Annotated in this window: 13 protein-coding genes; 11 read left to right on the top strand and 2 right to left on the bottom strand. The window is 55.7% G+C overall.

Annotation, left to right across the window (positions count from 1 at the left end; all coding sequences use genetic code 11):
* Positions 1 to 248: 248 nt before the first annotated feature.
* On the top strand, positions 249 to 1,733 hold the full coding sequence (gene prpD / locus HBN61_RS18905; RefSeq protein ID WP_094995078.1) for a 2-methylcitrate dehydratase: 1,485 nt from the start codon (positions 249 to 251) through the stop codon (positions 1,731 to 1,733).
* Between the two features lie 78 nt (positions 1,734 to 1,811).
* Here the strand turns inward: prpD and ppsR are convergent, their stop codons facing one another.
* Positions 1,812 to 2,630, bottom strand: coding sequence for a phosphoenolpyruvate synthetase regulatory kinase/phosphorylase PpsR (ppsR, locus tag HBN61_RS18900; protein WP_094995079.1), 819 nt, complete (start codon positions 2,628 to 2,630; stop codon positions 1,812 to 1,814).
* A gap of 177 nt (positions 2,631 to 2,807) precedes the next feature.
* Between ppsR and ppsA the strand changes: the two genes are divergently transcribed.
* The 9 genes from ppsA (at position 2,808) to HBN61_RS18855 (ending at position 12,086) form a co-directional block, all read left to right on the top strand.
* The gene (ppsA, locus tag HBN61_RS18895; RefSeq protein ID WP_170047591.1) at positions 2,808 to 5,183 is read left to right on the top strand and encodes a phosphoenolpyruvate synthase; all 2,376 of its coding nucleotides are present in this window, start codon (positions 2,808 to 2,810) and stop codon (positions 5,181 to 5,183) included.
* 105 nt (positions 5,184 to 5,288) lie between these two features.
* Positions 5,289 to 6,317, top strand: a complete 1,029-nt coding sequence (locus HBN61_RS18890) for an alpha/beta fold hydrolase (RefSeq protein ID WP_170047589.1) — start codon at positions 5,289 to 5,291, stop codon at positions 6,315 to 6,317.
* Positions 6,318 to 6,467: 150 nt separating this feature from the next.
* On the top strand, positions 6,468 to 6,959 hold the full coding sequence (rraA, locus tag HBN61_RS18885; protein WP_094995082.1) for a ribonuclease E activity regulator RraA: 492 nt from the start codon (positions 6,468 to 6,470) through the stop codon (positions 6,957 to 6,959).
* A gap of 24 nt (positions 6,960 to 6,983) precedes the next feature.
* A complete protein-coding gene (gene cmaX, locus HBN61_RS18880) occupies positions 6,984 to 7,979 on the top strand; it encodes a divalent cation transporter CmaX (RefSeq protein ID WP_094995083.1) in 996 nt (331 codons plus the stop codon).
* A 63-nt stretch (positions 7,980 to 8,042) separates the two neighbouring features.
* Positions 8,043 to 8,288, top strand: coding sequence for a hypothetical protein (locus HBN61_RS18875; RefSeq protein ID WP_047276304.1), 246 nt, complete (start codon positions 8,043 to 8,045; stop codon positions 8,286 to 8,288).
* Positions 8,289 to 8,290: 2 nt separating this feature from the next.
* A complete protein-coding gene (locus tag HBN61_RS18870) occupies positions 8,291 to 9,115 on the top strand; it encodes a mechanosensitive ion channel family protein (RefSeq protein WP_047276302.1) in 825 nt (274 codons plus the stop codon).
* A gap of 90 nt (positions 9,116 to 9,205) precedes the next feature.
* Entirely contained in the window at positions 9,206 to 9,796 is a 591-nt protein-coding gene (gene sigX, locus HBN61_RS18865) for an RNA polymerase sigma factor SigX (protein ID WP_094995084.1), read from the top strand.
* 106 nt (positions 9,797 to 9,902) lie between these two features.
* Entirely contained in the window at positions 9,903 to 10,880 is a 978-nt protein-coding gene (locus HBN61_RS18860; RefSeq protein WP_170047587.1) for an OmpA family protein, read from the top strand.
* A 180-nt stretch (positions 10,881 to 11,060) separates the two neighbouring features.
* Positions 11,061 to 12,086 carry a quinone-dependent dihydroorotate dehydrogenase gene (locus HBN61_RS18855; RefSeq protein ID WP_094995086.1) on the top strand — a complete coding sequence of 342 codons (1,026 nt, stop codon included), beginning with the start codon at positions 11,061 to 11,063 and terminating at the stop codon, positions 12,084 to 12,086.
* Between the two features lie 114 nt (positions 12,087 to 12,200).
* Here the strand turns inward: HBN61_RS18855 and rmf are convergent, their stop codons facing one another.
* Positions 12,201 to 12,416, bottom strand: coding sequence for a ribosome modulation factor (gene rmf, locus HBN61_RS18850; protein WP_094995087.1), 216 nt, complete (start codon positions 12,414 to 12,416; stop codon positions 12,201 to 12,203).
* A 542-nt stretch (positions 12,417 to 12,958) separates the two neighbouring features.
* Here rmf and rlmKL point away from each other — a divergent pair.
* Entirely contained in the window at positions 12,959 to 15,229 is a 2,271-nt protein-coding gene (gene rlmKL, locus HBN61_RS18845) for a bifunctional 23S rRNA (guanine(2069)-N(7))-methyltransferase RlmK/23S rRNA (guanine(2445)-N(2))-methyltransferase RlmL (protein WP_094995089.1), read from the top strand.
* Positions 15,230 to 15,267: the final 38 nt, after the last annotated feature.

Raw genomic sequence — 15,267 nt, 5'->3', positions numbered from 1 at the left:
TTCTGGGGAAGCCATCGTATTGCGCAAATTGACAGAGTGACCGGGGTTGTAATATCAGGGAAAAAGCTACGTTAACTGTTCGCTATGTCTCCGAACAAAGTGTTCGCTATGTCCCCGGTCCATACACAGATGAGGGGCGGGGGAGGGGTCAAGGTGTCGAGGGACTGTCGAGCGGGCACTTGAGACCCGCAACACCATGATTAACCTGAGGATGGAACACACCACTCACTGACTTTTTGGAGGCACCCATGAGCGCCAACGTCGACCTCAACAACCGTCCGGACTATGACCGGGTTTTGCAGGACATTGCCGATTACGTCCTCAATTACCGCATCACGTCGCAAGAAGCCCTGAACACTGCCCGCCTTTGCCTGATGGATACATTGGGGTGCGGTTTGTTGGCGCTGCGCTTTCCGGAGTGCACCAAGCACCTCGGGCCGCTGGTTGAAGGCACCGTGGTGCCGTTCGGGGCGCGGGTGCCCGGTACGCCGTACCGTCTCGATCCCGTAAAAGCGGCGTGGGACATCGGTTGCAGTGTGCGTTGGCTGGATTACAACGACACCTGGCTGGCCGCAGAGTGGGGGCACCCTTCGGACAATCTGGGCGGGATTCTGGCGGTGGCCGATCACCTGTCACAACAGCGCGTGGCCAAAGGTCAAACGCCCCTCACGGTGCGCGCCGTGCTCGACGCAATGATCATGGCGCATGAGATTCAGGGCGTGATCGCGCTGGAAAATTCGTTCAATCGAGTCGGCCTCGATCATGTGTTGTTGGTGAAAGTCGCCTCGACAGCCGTGTGTGCCAAGCTGATGGGGGCCACCCGCGAACAGCTGTTGTCGGCGCTGTCCCACGCATTTGTGGACGGTCAGGCATTGCGCACGTATCGCCATGCCCCCAACGCAGGTTCGCGCAAATCGTGGGCGGCGGGGGATGCCACCAGCCGCGGTGTGCGCCTAGCCGACATTGCGCTGAAAGGAGAGATGGGCATCCCGGGTGCTCTGACGGCGCCGCAATGGGGTTTTTATGATGTGCTCTTTAGCCATACCAACAAGGACCTGGCACTCAAGCCCGAAAGCCAGCGTGCGTTCAAGTTGTCGCAACCCTATGGCACGTATGTAATGGAAAACGTGTTGTTCAAGATCAGTTTTCCGGCGGAGTTTCATGCGCAAACTGCCTGTGAAGCGGCCGTTACCTTGCATCCGCAGGTCAAGGATCGGCTGCATGAGATCGAGAAAATCGTTATTACCACCCATGAATCAGCGATCCGGATCATTTCCAAGCAGGGCAAGCTCGCCAACGCGGCAGATCGCGATCATTGCATTCAATACATGACTGCCGTGCCGCTGGCGTTTGGCAATCTGGTGGCTGAACAGTACGAAGACGATTTCCATGCGGCGCATCCGATCATTGATGAGTTACGGGAGAAGATGCAGGTCGTCGAAGAGCCGCGTTTTACCCGGGAATACCTGGAGGCAGACAAGCGGTCGATTGCCAACGCGGTGCAGGTTTTTTTCACCGATGGTTCCAGCACTCAGCAAGTGGTGGTGGAGTACCCGATCGGCCATCGTCGGCGCCGGGCGCAAGGTATTGCGCTGCTGGAAGAGAAGTTCAAAAGCAACTTGGCGACGCGTTTTGCACGCCAGCGTTGTGCGCAGATTTTTGAGTTGTGCAACGATCAGGCGCAGCTTGAGTCGACGCCGGTCAATGAGTTTGTCGATAAGTGGGTCATTTGACCCGCACGCTTGCGCAGGCTGCGATCGGGCTATAAGACACCCTGTTTTGCAGCCTGCGCCAGTGCGGCAAGATGAGGTCTATTTGAAGCGGCGTTCCACGCCTTTCTCGACCAGAATTTTGGCCGAGATTTCCTCTACGGAAAAATGGGTGGAGTTGATGTGCGGGATGTTTTCGCGCTTGAACAGGTTTTCGACTTCGCGCACTTCGAATTCGCATTGGGCAAAGCTGGAGTAGCGGCTGTTGGGCTTGCGTTCGTTGCGGATGGCGGTCAGCCGGTCCGGGTCGATGGTCAGGCCGAACAGTTTGTGTTTGTGCTCGCGCAAGGCGGCGGGCAGCTTCAGGCTTTCCATGTCGTCTTCAGTCAGCGGGTAGTTGGCTGCGCGGATGCCGAATTGCATGGCCATGTACAGGCAGGTTGGGGTTTTGCCGCAACGCGAGACACCCACCAGAATCAAGTCAGCCTTGTCGTATTTGTGTGTACGGGCGCCGTCATCGTTGTCGAGGGCAAAGTTCACCGCTTCGATACGCTCCATGTAGTTGGAGTTGTGGCCGATGGAGTGCGATTTGCCGACCGAGTAAGAAGAGTGTTCGGCCAACTCTTGTTCCAGTGGGGCGAGGAAGCTGGAGAAGATGTCGATCATGAAACCATTGGAGGTCGCGAGGATTTCGCGAATGTCCTGATTGACGATGGTGTCGAAGATTATCGGACGAACTCCGTCTTTTTCGGCGGCGTTATTGATTTGTTGTACCATTGCCCGCGCTTTATCGGCGCTGTCTATATAAGGCCGCGTGAACTTGCTGAAGGTCACATTTTCGAATTGGGCCAACAAACTCTGGCCGAGGGTTTCGGCGGTGATGCCGGTGCCATCGGAGATAAAGAAAGCAGATCGTTTCATTTGCGCCTTGGGCCTTAAGCTGGTGACGATTCTTGGATATGATAGGCGCGATTTTGTCGGCCTCAGTGTCAGGCAGTGTCACTTATTTTCCAGGTCCAGGCCACATTCGCTGCGATGCCGCCCTGTAGAGCGTCCAGCGCCCTGAGCTTTTCCAACACAGTTAGTGGAGAGATCACCTTGGTAGAGTACGTAGTTTCCCTCGATAAGCTCGGCGTCCATGATGTAGAGCATGTGGGGGGCAAGAACGCATCCCTCGGCGAGATGATCAGTAATCTTGCAGGCGCCGGTGTTTCGGTACCCGGTGGTTTCGCCACCACGTCTCAGGCCTATCGCGATTTTCTTGAACTCAGCGGTTTGAACGATCAGATCCACGCTGCGCTCGACGCGCTGGATGTTGATGATGTGAACGCACTGGCCAAAACCGGCGCCCAGATCCGTCAATGGATCATGGAAGCCGAGTTCCCGGAGAAGCTCAACGCTGAAATTCGCACTGCGTTCGCCACCTTGTCCCAGGGCAATCCCGACATGGCTGTGGCCGTGCGCTCCTCAGCCACCGCTGAAGACTTGCCTGACGCGTCGTTCGCCGGTCAGCAAGAAACCTTCCTTAATATCCGTGGTGTAGAAAACGTGATTCGTGCGACCAAGGAAGTGTTTGCTTCCCTGTTCAACGACCGTGCGATTTCTTACCGCGTGCACCAGGGTTTTGACCATAAGCTGGTCGCCCTGTCTGCTGGCGTACAGCGCATGGTGCGTTCTGAAACCGGGACCGCAGGCGTAATGTTTACCCTGGATACCGAATCGGGTTTCCGTGACGTGGTCTTTATCACCGGCGCTTATGGTTTGGGCGAAACCGTCGTACAAGGCGCGGTCAACCCGGATGAATTCTACGTGCACAAACCTACGCTTGACGCAGGCCGTCCTGCGATTTTGCGCCGTAACCTGGGCAGCAAAGCCATCAAGATGATCTACGGCGACGAAGCCAAGGCCGGTAAATCGGTCAAGGTGATCGACGTCGAGCCCGCTGATCGTGCACGTTTTTGCCTGAGTGACGCTGAAGTCTGCGAGTTGGCCAAGCAAGCGATGATCATCGAAAAGCACTACAAGTGCCCGATGGACATTGAGTGGGCCAAAGACGGCGATGACGGCAAGCTGTACATCGTTCAGGCGCGTCCTGAAACTGTGAAAAGCCGTTCTCAGGCCAATGTCATGGAGCGTTACTTGCTCAAGGAAACCGGCACGGTCCTGGTAGAAGGCCGCGCCATTGGCCAGCGCATCGGCGCTGGCAAGGTCCGCATCATTAAAGACGTGTCTGAAATGGACAAGGTTCAGCCGGGCGACGTGCTGGTGTCCGACATGACCGACCCGGACTGGGAACCGGTGATGAAGCGCGCCAGCGCTATTGTCACCAACCGCGGCGGACGCACCTGCCACGCGGCGATCATCGCCCGTGAACTGGGGATCCCGGCGGTCGTGGGTTGCGGCAATGCCACTCAGTTGTTGAAGGACGGCCAAGGCGTAACTGTTTCGTGTGCCGAGGGCGATACCGGCTTCATTTTTGAAGGCGAGCTGGGCTTCGACATCAAGAAAAACTCCGTGGATGCCATGCCGGAGCTGCCGTTCAAAATCATGATGAACGTGGGCAACCCGGACCGCGCCTTTGATTTCGCGCAGTTGCCGAACGCCGGTGTGGGCCTGGCCCGCCTGGAGTTCATCATCAACCGTATGATCGGCGTGCACCCCAAGGCGCTGCTGAACTACGACGGTCTGCCGCAGGACATCAAGGAAAGCGTCGACAAACGCATCGCCGGTTACAACGACCCGGTCGGCTTCTATGTTGAAAAACTGGTAGAAGGCATCAGCACACTGGCTGCGGCATTTGCACCGAAGAAGGTGATCGTGCGCTTGTCGGACTTCAAGTCCAACGAATACGCCAACCTGATTGGTGGCAAGCTGTACGAGCCGGAAGAAGAAAACCCGATGCTGGGTTTCCGCGGCGCCTCGCGTTACATCAGCGAAAACTTCCGTGACTGCTTCGAGCTGGAATGCCGTGCCTTAAAGCGTGTGCGCAATGAGATGGGCCTGACCAACGTCGAAATCATGGTGCCATTCGTGCGTACCTTGGGCGAAGCGAGTCAGGTAATCGACTTGCTGGCCGAGAACGGGCTTAAGCGTGGCGAAAACGACCTGCGCGTCATCATGATGTGCGAGCTGCCGTCCAACGCGATCCTGGCTGACGAGTTCCTCGAATACTTCGATGGTTTCTCCATTGGTTCCAACGACCTGACTCAGCTGACGCTGGGACTTGACCGCGACTCGGGTGTCATCGCGCATTTGTTCGACGAGCGTAATCCGGCAGTCAAGAAGCTGCTGTCCAACGCCATCCAGGCTTGTAACAAGGCTGGCAAGTACATCGGTATTTGCGGTCAGGGCCCATCTGATCACCCGGATCTGGCGCGCTGGTTGATGGAGCAAGGCATTGAAAGTGTGTCGTTGAACCCGGACACCGTGCTGGAAACCTGGTTCTTCCTGGCCGAAGGTCAAGCCAAGGCTTGAGCCGTTAAATGAGGGGCGGGGCAGTCCAGTGATTGCCCTGTCCTTATATAAGCAGTGGTAGGGCGAGTTCCTGTATGGGGTCGCCCTTTTTTGTGCAAGAGCATTATGCAAAGCAGCAGTCATTTATTTCCCGTTGCCCTGATCAGCGCCGAGCGTCGGGGCGATCTGAGCGAAGACGTGTATCGCTTGAAACCCGCCAACAGTCCGGATACGTCCGTTGAATTGGCGGTCACCCGTCTGGGCATGGCAGATGCCGGGCTGGCGCGGGGCGTGCCCGTGATCCTGTTACACGGCAGTTTCTCCAATCGACGTTTCTGGTACTCCCCAAAAGGTGTCGGGCTTGGGGCGTATCTGGCCCGTGCCGGCTTTGATGTGTGGCTACCCGAGATGCGTGGTCACGGCCTGTCAGTGCGCAATCAACAGTGGCGTAACAACCGTGTGGCGGATTATGCGCGTTACGACTTGCCAGCGATTGCTGCCTTTGTGCGTGAGCAAAGCGGGCAGGTCCCCCACTGGTTAGGGCATTCTCAGGGCGGTGTCACATTGGCCGCTGCGTTAGGTGGCCAGTACATGGGCGAACCGGCAGTCGCGTCTGCAGCGTTTTTTGGCTGTCAGGTCAATCGCCGCTATTGGCTGTTAAAAATTCCGCCGGTGGAGTGGGTCGCTCATCTGTTGCTCAAGCGCTGCGCACAACTGTCGGGCGTTCGCCTCAAGCGTGGACCGGAAGACGAGCCGATTGGCATCGCGCTGGAAAACTTGCGCTGGAACGGTTTTTTGGGGCGCTTCAAAGGTGCCGGACGCGATTGGTGGGCCGGGCTGGCTGAGGTTCGTTTACCGATCATGGCTGTTGCGGCCGCGGGCGACTTGAAAACCCCGGAATGGGCTTGCCGCGCGTTGTATGACCAATTGGGATCAGAGCAGCGAACATTCATGACCTTGGGGCGTGCGCAGGGTTTCAGTTCGGATTTTGGTCATGTCGAAATGCTGGTCAGTGAAACTGCTCAAACCGAGGTTTGGCCAAAGGTGCTCAATTGGTTGCAAAGCCGGAGCGCGTCGCAACCACGTGAAGTCGCCGAGGAAAGCGAAGCGCCACTGCTGGGGTTTCGGCAGGATGAGGTTGCGGCTACTATGTGACGCCCTTTGAGATTCTGGTCATATTGTGTGACCCGTTCCTTGCTGTGTTCTGACACACGGGCAACTTTTAAAGCCTCACGCCGTGGTGGCGTCTATACCCTTAGAACCCTTTCGCTTCTTCCTGCTGTGCCTTTTTTCACAGGAGTTTCCATGAACCACTACATCACTCCCGATTTGTGCGATGCCTACCCTGATCTGGTTCAAGTGCTTGAGCCGATGTTCAGCAACTTTGGCGGGCGCGATTCATTCGGTGGCGAAATCGTCACGATCAAGTGTTTTGAAGACAACTCGCTGGTTAAAGAGCAAGCAGAGCTAAACGGTAAAGGCAAAGTACTGGTGGTCGACGGTGGTGGCTCACTGCGTCGAGCCTTGCTGGGTGACATGATCGCTGAAAAAGCGGCGAAAAACGGTTGGGAAGGCCTGGTCATTTACGGTTGCATACGGGATGTAGACGTCATCGCGCAAACTGATCTGGGTGTCCAGGCGTTGGCCAGTCATCCGATGAAAACCGATAAGCGCGGGGTGGGCGACCTTAACGTTGCGGTCACGTTTGCAGGCGTCACATTTCGGCCAGGTGAATTTATTTACGCCGACAATAACGGCGTCATTGTTTCGCCTACTGCTTTGAAAATGCCGGAATAACGGCGTAACCGCTAAGGATCACGGATGTTCGAGGAAGACAACGCCCAATGGGGCCTGGTGCATGCATTGGTGCTGGACGGTGAGGGCGGTGCTCGCCCGATTGCCCGCACCGAGCTCAATGAGCTTGCGTTGCAAGCCCATGAAAGCCTCTGGTTGCATTGGGATCGCAGTCATCCTCAAACCCAGAGCTGGCTGCGTAACTCTAGCGGCCTGAGCGAGTTCAGCTGTGACTTGCTGCTGGAAGAAAATACGCGCCCGCGTCTGCTGCCTCTGCCCAACAACGAATTGTTGCTGTTTCTGCGGGGCGTTAACTTGAACCCCGGCGCTGAACCGGAGGACATGGTGTCGCTGCGTATTTTCGGCAGTGCGCAGCGGGTGATTTCACTGCGCATGCGGCCTTTGCGTGCAACCGATGAGCTGCTAAGCGAGTTCGATCAGGGCGAAGGGCCTAAGAACCCCGCCGAATTGATCCTTTATTTGGCTCAGCACCTGACATTAAAAGTGCAGGATCTGATTGGTGAGCTGTCTGAAATCGTCGATGACGAAGAAGATAAAATTGATGCCGACGAACGGTATACACCCGAGCATGGCGCTATTTTGCAGATCCGCAGAAGGGCTGCCGCACTGCGTCGTTTTCTTGCCCCTCAACGCGATATTTTCGGTCAGCTGACACGCACCAAGTTGCCATGGTTTACGGCCGATGATGCAGATTACTGGAACGAATTGAACAATAGTCTGACGCGCTACCTCGAGGAGCTCGAACTGACCCGCGAGCGCGTGGGGCTTGTGCTTGAGGCTGAAGACCGACGTTTGAACGTTCGCATGAGCCGCATCATGTATCGCTTCGGCGTGCTGACCGGCATCTTCTTGCCCATCACCTTTATTACCGGTTTGTTGGGCATCAACGTGGGCGGCGTTCCCTTCTCCAATGACCCTTATGGTTTTGCCGTGACCTGCCTTGTGATGTTGGTCATTGGTGTAGGGCAGTGGTGGTTTTATCGTCGTTTGCAGTGGCTTTAAAGCCACGGTATGTGACCTCATTCATGTTGCCCACGTCTTTCACTGACATACCGAGAGGTGCTTATGCACGATCCGTTTGAACAGTCCTTACGTGAAATGCTCAAGGCCGAGCCGTCCACCCGTGACGACGATGCCTGCTTGGGCCGTGTACTGAAAACCGCTAACCGTCAGGTGGGGGCGGGTGATCTTTTCAGTCTGCTGGGCCGTTGGGTGCAGGCACTGATGATTGCTTTGAACAGCGGTTCGGCTCATATTGCGCCCGTTTCGCGACGCAAACCTGCTGCTCGCCCTGCTGATAAGGCTGATTGAACATGGAACTTGATCTCTGGACCCAGAGCCTGGTTACGGCAATGACCGCCCTTTGGACCAAAATTGCTAACTTCATCCCGAACCTGTTCGGGGCGCTGGTTGTTGTATTGCTGGGCTTCGTGGTTGCAAAACTGCTTGATACCTTGCTGTCCAAGTTGCTCGCCAAGTTGGGCCTTGACCGTTTGATGGGTGGCACCGGCCTCACGAAAATACTGGGCCGTGCAGGGATCCAGGTCCCGATCTCCACACTGATCGGCAAAATTGTTTATTGGTTCATTCTTCTCATTTTCCTGGTTTCAGCAGCTCAGTCCCTTGGACTTGAGCGGGTTTCAGCTACGCTGGACATTTTCACGCTTTACCTGCCCAAGGTTTTTGGCGCGTTGCTGGTACTTCTGGTGGGTGTGTTGCTTGCGCAATTGCTCAACGGTCTGGTGCGCGGCGCGGCCGAAAGCGTAGGGTTCGATTATGCTGGCGGGCTGGGCCGCGTGGCTCAGGGTCTGGTCATCATCATCAGTATTTCTGTGGCCATCAGTCAGCTGGAGGTCAAAACTGACCTGCTGAACCATGTAATTGTCATCGTTTTGATTACCGTTGGTCTGGCAGTTGCGCTGGCAATGGGGTTGGGAAGTCGGGAAATTGCGGGTCAGATCCTTGCCGGGATCTATGTGCGTGAGCTGTATCAGGTTGGGCAAGACGTGCGTGTAGGTGAGATAGAAGGGCAGATCGAAGAGATCGGCACGGTTAAAACCACGTTGCTGACCGAGGAGGGTGAGCTAGTCTCCATCTCCAATCGGATCTTGCTGGAGCAGCACGTGACTAGCCGCTGATGCGGCAAACCCTGCTAATGTATGCCGCCGCAAATAAGCCTGTGTTCTCGGCTGTGGCGGACATTGACCTGACTGTCGGCACGACTCGTTTTGAATAAAGCCCAATCGCTATCCATGCGCTATGACCCCCGCGAACTCTCCGATGAGGAGCTGGTGGCGCGCTCGCATGATGAGTTGTTTCACGTCACGCGCGCCTATGAAGAGTTGATGCGGCGTTACCAACGAACTTTGTTCAACGTTTGTTCAAGGTATTTAGGGAACGATCGTGATGCTGACGATGTCTGTCAGGAGGTAATGCTTAAGGTGCTGTATGGCTTGAAGAATTTTGAGGGCAAATCGAAATTCAAGACGTGGCTATATAGCATCACCTACAACGAATGCATTACGCAGTATCGGAAGGAACGGCGAAAGCGTCGCTTGATGGACGCATTGAGTATTGACCCCCTCGAGGAAGCGTCTGAAGAAAAGACGCCGAAACCTGAGGAAAAGGGCGGGCTCGATCGCTGGCTGGTGCATGTGAACCCGATTGACCGTGAGATTTTGGTGCTGCGATTTGTCGCAGAACTGGAATTTCAGGAAATCGCAGACATAATGCATATGGGTTTGAGTGCGACGAAAATGCGCTACAAGCGTGCTCTTGATAAATTGCGTGAGAAATTTGCAGGCATTGCTGAAACTTAGTTCAGCGCAAATAGCTCTACGTGTAGGTAAGTTCTGATAGACTTGCCGCCGAGTTGTCCCCCGGTATGTGGGACTGCTTTACAATCACCAGATGGGGATTTAACGGATGAAACTGAAAAACACCTTGGGCATTGCCATTGGTTCCTTTGTAGCCGCAACTTCGTTCGGTGCCCTGGCACAAGGCCAAGGCGCGGTCGAGGGTGAACTGTTCTACAAAAAACAGTACAACGACAGCGTCAAGCACGTAGAAGACGGTTACAACCCAGGCGCATCGATCGGTTACTTCCTGACCGACGACGTCTCGTTGAACCTGACCTACGACAAGACTAACCACACCCGTTCGAACGACGGCACTGGCCACCAGAAAATCAAAGGCGACAACTTTGGTCTGAACGCTCAGTACCACTTCGGCACCGTGGGCGACGCTCTGCGTCCTTACGTTTCCGGTGGTGTTGCTCACAAGAGCATGACCAACGTAGAAGCTGACGGCCACAGCGGTCGTGACAAGTCGACTTTCCTGACTGCTGGCGCTGGTGTTAAGTGGTACATCACTGACAACCTGTTCGCCCGTGCAGGCGTTGAAGCTGACTACAAACTGGACAACGGCAAGTGGGACTACGCTCCTACTGTTGGCCTGGGTGTAAACTTCGGCGGCAACGGCGGTAAAGTAGCTCCTGCTCCAGTTCCAGCTCCAGCACCAATCGCTGAGCCAGAACCAGAAGCTCCAATCGCTGAAGTGGTTAAAGTTGAGCTGGACGTTAAGTTCGACTTCGACAAGTCGGTTGTTAAATCGCAGTACATGCCTGACATCCGCAACGTTGCTGATTTCATGAAGCAGTACCCAGCGACCACCACTACCGTTGCTGGTTACACTGACAGCGTTGGTCCAGACGCCTACAACAAAAAACTGTCCGAGCGTCGTGCTGACGCCGTTCGCGCAGCTCTGGTTAACGACGGTGTTGAATCCGGCCGCGTAAACGCAGTAGGTTACGGCGAAGCCAACCCAGTTGCTTCGAACGCAACTGAAGAAGGCCGTGCTCTGAACCGTCGCGTAGAAGCTACCGTTCAAGCAGAAGCTAAGTAATTTTTAGCTAGCCTGTTCAGAAAAGCCCGGCTCATGCCGGGCTTTTCTTTGCCTGCGATTTAATCGTACTGTTTCAATCCGGCAGGCCTGATACGCCGCGCCACACTTCCCTCGCGTCTTCGCGCTCGGCACGGCTATAATCGCGCTCTCTTTCAGCCGCCTTCCGAGACCATCGAGCCCATGTATAACCTGGCCCGCCAGTTGCTCTTCAAACTTTCTCCTGAAACCTCGCATGATCTGTCCCTTGACTTGATCGGGGCGGGCGGCCGTTTGGGGCTGAACAGTTTGCTGTGCAAGGCGCCGGCCAAGCTGCCCGTTACGGTCATGGGCCTTGAGTTCCCCAACCCGGTCGGGTTGGCCGCAGGCCTGGATAAAAACGGTGCTGCGATTGATGGTTTTGCTCAATTGGGCTTTGGATTTGTGGAGATCGGCACCGTTACGCCGCGCCCGCAGCCCGGTAATCCCAAGCCGCGTATTTTTCGTTTGCCTGAAGCGCAGGCCATTATCAACCGCATGGGGTTCAACAACCTTGGCGTCGATAATTTGGTGACACGTGTGCAGGCCGCCAAGTACAGCGGCATTCTGGGCATCAATATCGGCAAGAATTTCGATACACCGGTTGAGCGTGCTGTCGATGATTACCTGATCTGTCTGGACAAGGTCTACGCTCACGCAAGCTACGTGACCGTTAACGTCAGCTCGCCCAATACACCTGGCCTTCGCACGCTTCAGTTCGGCGATTCGCTCAAGCAGCTTCTGGAAGCCTTACAGCTTCGTCAGAACGAACTTACACAGCGTCACGGAAAGCGCGTGCCGCTTGCAATCAAGATTGCACCGGACATGACCGATGAAGAAACCGTGCTCGTTGCACGTGCCTTGCTGGATACAGGCATGGATGCGGTGATCGCCACCAACACGACGTTGAGTCGCATCGGCGTTGAGGGTATGGAGCATGGGGATGAAGCGGGCGGCCTGTCGGGTGCACCGGTACGAGAAAAAAGCACCCACACGGTGAAGGTCCTGGCTGAAGAACTTGCTGGCCGGATGCCTATAATTGCAGCGGGCGGCATCACTGAAGGCCGGCATGCGGCTGAAAAAATCGAGGCCGGTGCCAGTCTGGTGCAAGTTTACTCCGGCTTTATTTATAAAGGACCCGCGCTGATTCGCGAATCGGTGGATGCCATTTCGGCTATTCCTCGTCGATAAACACCCAATAAAAAGGGCTCCTTGAAGGAGCCCTTGGGCCGCAGCCCGCCGCCCGGATAGGACGGCATGGTTAAAGTGTTGCGTATTCGAGGTGATGTCGGAATGTGCCCAGAGTTAGCCGACGGCGTGAAGTTCGTTGAGTCTGTGGATGCCCGCAGTGCCTGTCATACCGTCCCAGTTGTCGCCGCGTCCTTCGCGCCAGCCATTAATCCATGCCTGGCGCACCGACGGTAGAGAAAAAGGGCAAAGCTCACGGGACTTGCCATTAACGCCATATTGGTATCCGCGTAAGAAAGCTCTTTCCAACGGATCACGCTTAAGTCTTCTCATAGGGTATTGCCCTCACTTGTTGACTGTTTTATATCGCGTCGACCTGACTCAGGTCGGGGCAGAATAGATCTGCCGTGGGTTGCTCGCTGCCGGCGTGGCGAGCATGTTTGTAATCACCTGCGCGGTGACTACCTGAGTTAAGTTCTAACCAATGTACTTGGGTGTGTGAATGATCGTTTTGTCATAAGGACGTAACGATAGTGTTGTTCAGGCCATAAGACCGGGTGTGCTGTTGCCCCTTTCTACGACAAAAGCCTGATGCTGCGAGTGTTTGCAAAGATGATGCGTTTCATTCTCTGCTGCGAATGACCGCCTTTTTTGCTCGGGTACTATTCGACGAAGGGTCTGAATATGTCCCTTTGTTTCAAGATGAATGACCTGCCTCTGCGTCTAAACTCTTTATGCCTGCGGGCGAGGGTGGTCGTTGGGGTGGAACGGCACAGTTTCGTGCCACGCGAGCGCTCTTCAAGAAAAGCGCTTGATTGAAAACGGAGCAGGCAATGCGTTGCCTCTTCACAGATAGCTAAAAGCTCAGGAATCCCATGTCGGATCGTTACGAACTCTTCCTTACCTGCCCGAAAGGCCTTGAAGGCCTTCTCCTTGAAGAGGCCACCGGCCTTGGCCTTGAGGAAGCTCGCGAGCATACCTCGGCCATTCGTGGTACTGCAGATATGGAAACTGCCTACCGTCTGTGTCTCTGGTCGCGCCTTGCCAACCGCGTATTGCTGGTGCTCAAACGCTTCCCGATGAAGGATGCCGAGGACCTCTACCACGGCGTACTGGATGTTGACTGGCAGGATCACATGGTGCCGGACGGCACCCTGGCGGTGGAATTCAGCGGCCATGGTTCAGGCATCGACAACACGCACTTTGGTGCGTTGAAGGTCAAGGACGCCATTGTCGACAAATTGCGTACGCCAGCCGGTGAGCGTCCTTCGATCGATAAGATCAGTCCAGACTTGCGTATTCATTTGCGTCTGGACCGTGGCGAAGCCATTTTGTCGCTGGATCTGTCTGGCAGCAGCCTGCACCAGCGCGGGTATCGCTTACAGCAAGGCGCAGCGCCCCTTAAAGAAAACCTTGCGGCAGCCATTTTGATTCGTGCGGGCTGGCCGCGCATGGCAGCCGAAGGCGCCGCGCTGGCTGACCCTATGTGCGGTGTGGGCACATTCCTGGTTGAGGGTGCGATGATCGCGGCGGACATGGCGCCCAACCTCAATCGCATACATTGGGGGTTTGATGCCTGGCTCGGCCATGTGCCTGCAATCTGGAAAAAACTCCATCAGGAAGCCACTGAGCGTGCTGAAGCAGGCATGTCCAAGCCGCCGTTGTGGATTCGTGGTTACGAAGCTGACCCGCGATTGATCCAGCCTGCCCGCAATAACATCGAGCGTGCCGGGTTGAGCCACTGGATCAAAATTTACCAGGGTGAAGTCGCGACGTTCGAGCCCCGCCCGGATCAGAACCAGAAAGGCCTGGTCATCTGTAACCCCCCTTATGGCGAGCGTCTGGGTGATGAAGCGAGCCTGCTCTATCTCTACCAGAACCTCGGCGAGCGTCTGCGTCAGGCGTGCTTGAACTGGGAGGCCGCAGTATTTACTGGCGCTCCGGATCTGGGCAAGCGCATGGGCATTCGCAGCCACAAGCAGTACTCGTTCTGGAACGGTGCCTTGCCATGCAAGCTGCTGCTGATCAAGGTTGTGCCGGATCAGTTTGTGACAGGTGAGCGTCGCACTCCCGAGCAGCGTCAGGCGGAGCGTGAGCAGGCTGAGTCCGATCTGCCGTCCAATATTGAGGCGCCGGGTAAATACGAGAAGTTCAACAAGAACGGTAATCCGATCAAGCCAGTTCCTGTTGTGATCGAACAGCCGCGATTGAGCGAAGGCGGGCAGATGTTCGCCAACCGTCTGCAAAAGAATCTCAAAGCGTTGGGTAAGTGGGTTAAGCGTGAAGGTATAGACTGCTACCGTGTTTACGATGCAGACATGCCTGAGTACTCGATGGCGATTGACCTGTACCACGACTGGGTACACGTTCAGGAGTATGCAGCACCTAAATCCATCGATCCGGAAAAAGCCTCGGCGCGTATGTTCGATGCGCTGGCGGCCATTCCGCAGGCACTGAACGTCGATAAAAGCCGCGTGATCGTCAAGCGCCGTGAACGTCAAAGCGGTACCAAGCAGTACGAGCGCCAAAGTGCTCAAGGCAAGTTCACCGAAGTCAATGAAGGTGGCGTGAAGCTGCTGGTCAACCTGACGGACTATCTGGACACAGGCCTGTTCCTTGATCACCGCCCGATGCGCATGCGTATTCAGCGTGAGGCTGCCGGCAAGCGCTTCCTTAACCTGTATTGCTACACCGCAACTGCCAGTGTCCATGCGGCCAAAGGTGGCGCGCGCAGCACTACCAGCGTGGACTTGTCCAAGACCTATCTGGACTGGGCGCGTCGCAATCTGTCGCTCAATGGCTTTTCAGACAAGAACCGTCTGGAGCAGGGCGATGTGATGGTCTGGCTGGACGCATGTCGGGAAGAGTACGACTTGATCTTTATCGATCCGCCGACCTTCTCTAATTCCAAGCGCATGGAGGGCATCTTCGATGTCCAGCGCGACCACGTGCAATTGCTGGATCTGGCCATGGCGCGTTTGGCGCCGGGGGGCGTGCTGTATTTCTCGAACAACTTCCGCAAGTTCATTCTTGATGAGCATCTGGAAGCGCGCTACGCGGTAGAAGAAATCACGGCCAGCACGATTGATCCGGATTTTGCGCGCAACAGCAAAATTCACCGCGCGTGGAAAATCACTGCGCGTTGACGGCCTCTTTGTCATTTCTTAGCGCAATGACAGATGCA

This window comes from Pseudomonas sp. WS 5071 (assembly GCF_012985765.1).
Classification (GTDB): domain Bacteria; phylum Pseudomonadota; class Gammaproteobacteria; order Pseudomonadales; family Pseudomonadaceae; genus Aquipseudomonas; species Aquipseudomonas lundensis_A.
This window is presented reverse-complemented; position numbering and strand designations above follow the sequence as displayed.

What these genes read in the sequence shown, in the direction of transcription:
- prpD (WP_094995078.1), top strand. Translation starts at nt 249, where the DNA reads ATGAGCGCCAACGTCGACCTCAACAACCGTCCGGACTATGACCGGGTT.
- ppsR (WP_094995079.1), bottom strand. Translation starts at nt 2,630, where the DNA reads ATGAAACGATCTGCTTTCTTTATCTCCGATGGCACCGGCATCACCGCC.
- HBN61_RS18890 (WP_170047589.1), top strand. Translation starts at nt 5,289, where the DNA reads ATGCAAAGCAGCAGTCATTTATTTCCCGTTGCCCTGATCAGCGCCGAG.
- rraA (WP_094995082.1), top strand. Translation starts at nt 6,468, where the DNA reads ATGAACCACTACATCACTCCCGATTTGTGCGATGCCTACCCTGATCTG.
- cmaX (WP_094995083.1), top strand. Translation starts at nt 6,984, where the DNA reads ATGTTCGAGGAAGACAACGCCCAATGGGGCCTGGTGCATGCATTGGTG.
- HBN61_RS18875 (WP_047276304.1), top strand. Translation starts at nt 8,043, where the DNA reads ATGCACGATCCGTTTGAACAGTCCTTACGTGAAATGCTCAAGGCCGAG.
- HBN61_RS18870 (WP_047276302.1), top strand. Translation starts at nt 8,291, where the DNA reads ATGGAACTTGATCTCTGGACCCAGAGCCTGGTTACGGCAATGACCGCC.
- HBN61_RS18860 (WP_170047587.1), top strand. Translation starts at nt 9,903, where the DNA reads ATGAAACTGAAAAACACCTTGGGCATTGCCATTGGTTCCTTTGTAGCC.
- HBN61_RS18855 (WP_094995086.1), top strand. Translation starts at nt 11,061, where the DNA reads ATGTATAACCTGGCCCGCCAGTTGCTCTTCAAACTTTCTCCTGAAACC.
- rmf (WP_094995087.1), bottom strand. Translation starts at nt 12,416, where the DNA reads ATGAGAAGACTTAAGCGTGATCCGTTGGAAAGAGCTTTCTTACGCGGA.
- rlmKL (WP_094995089.1), top strand. Translation starts at nt 12,959, where the DNA reads ATGTCGGATCGTTACGAACTCTTCCTTACCTGCCCGAAAGGCCTTGAA.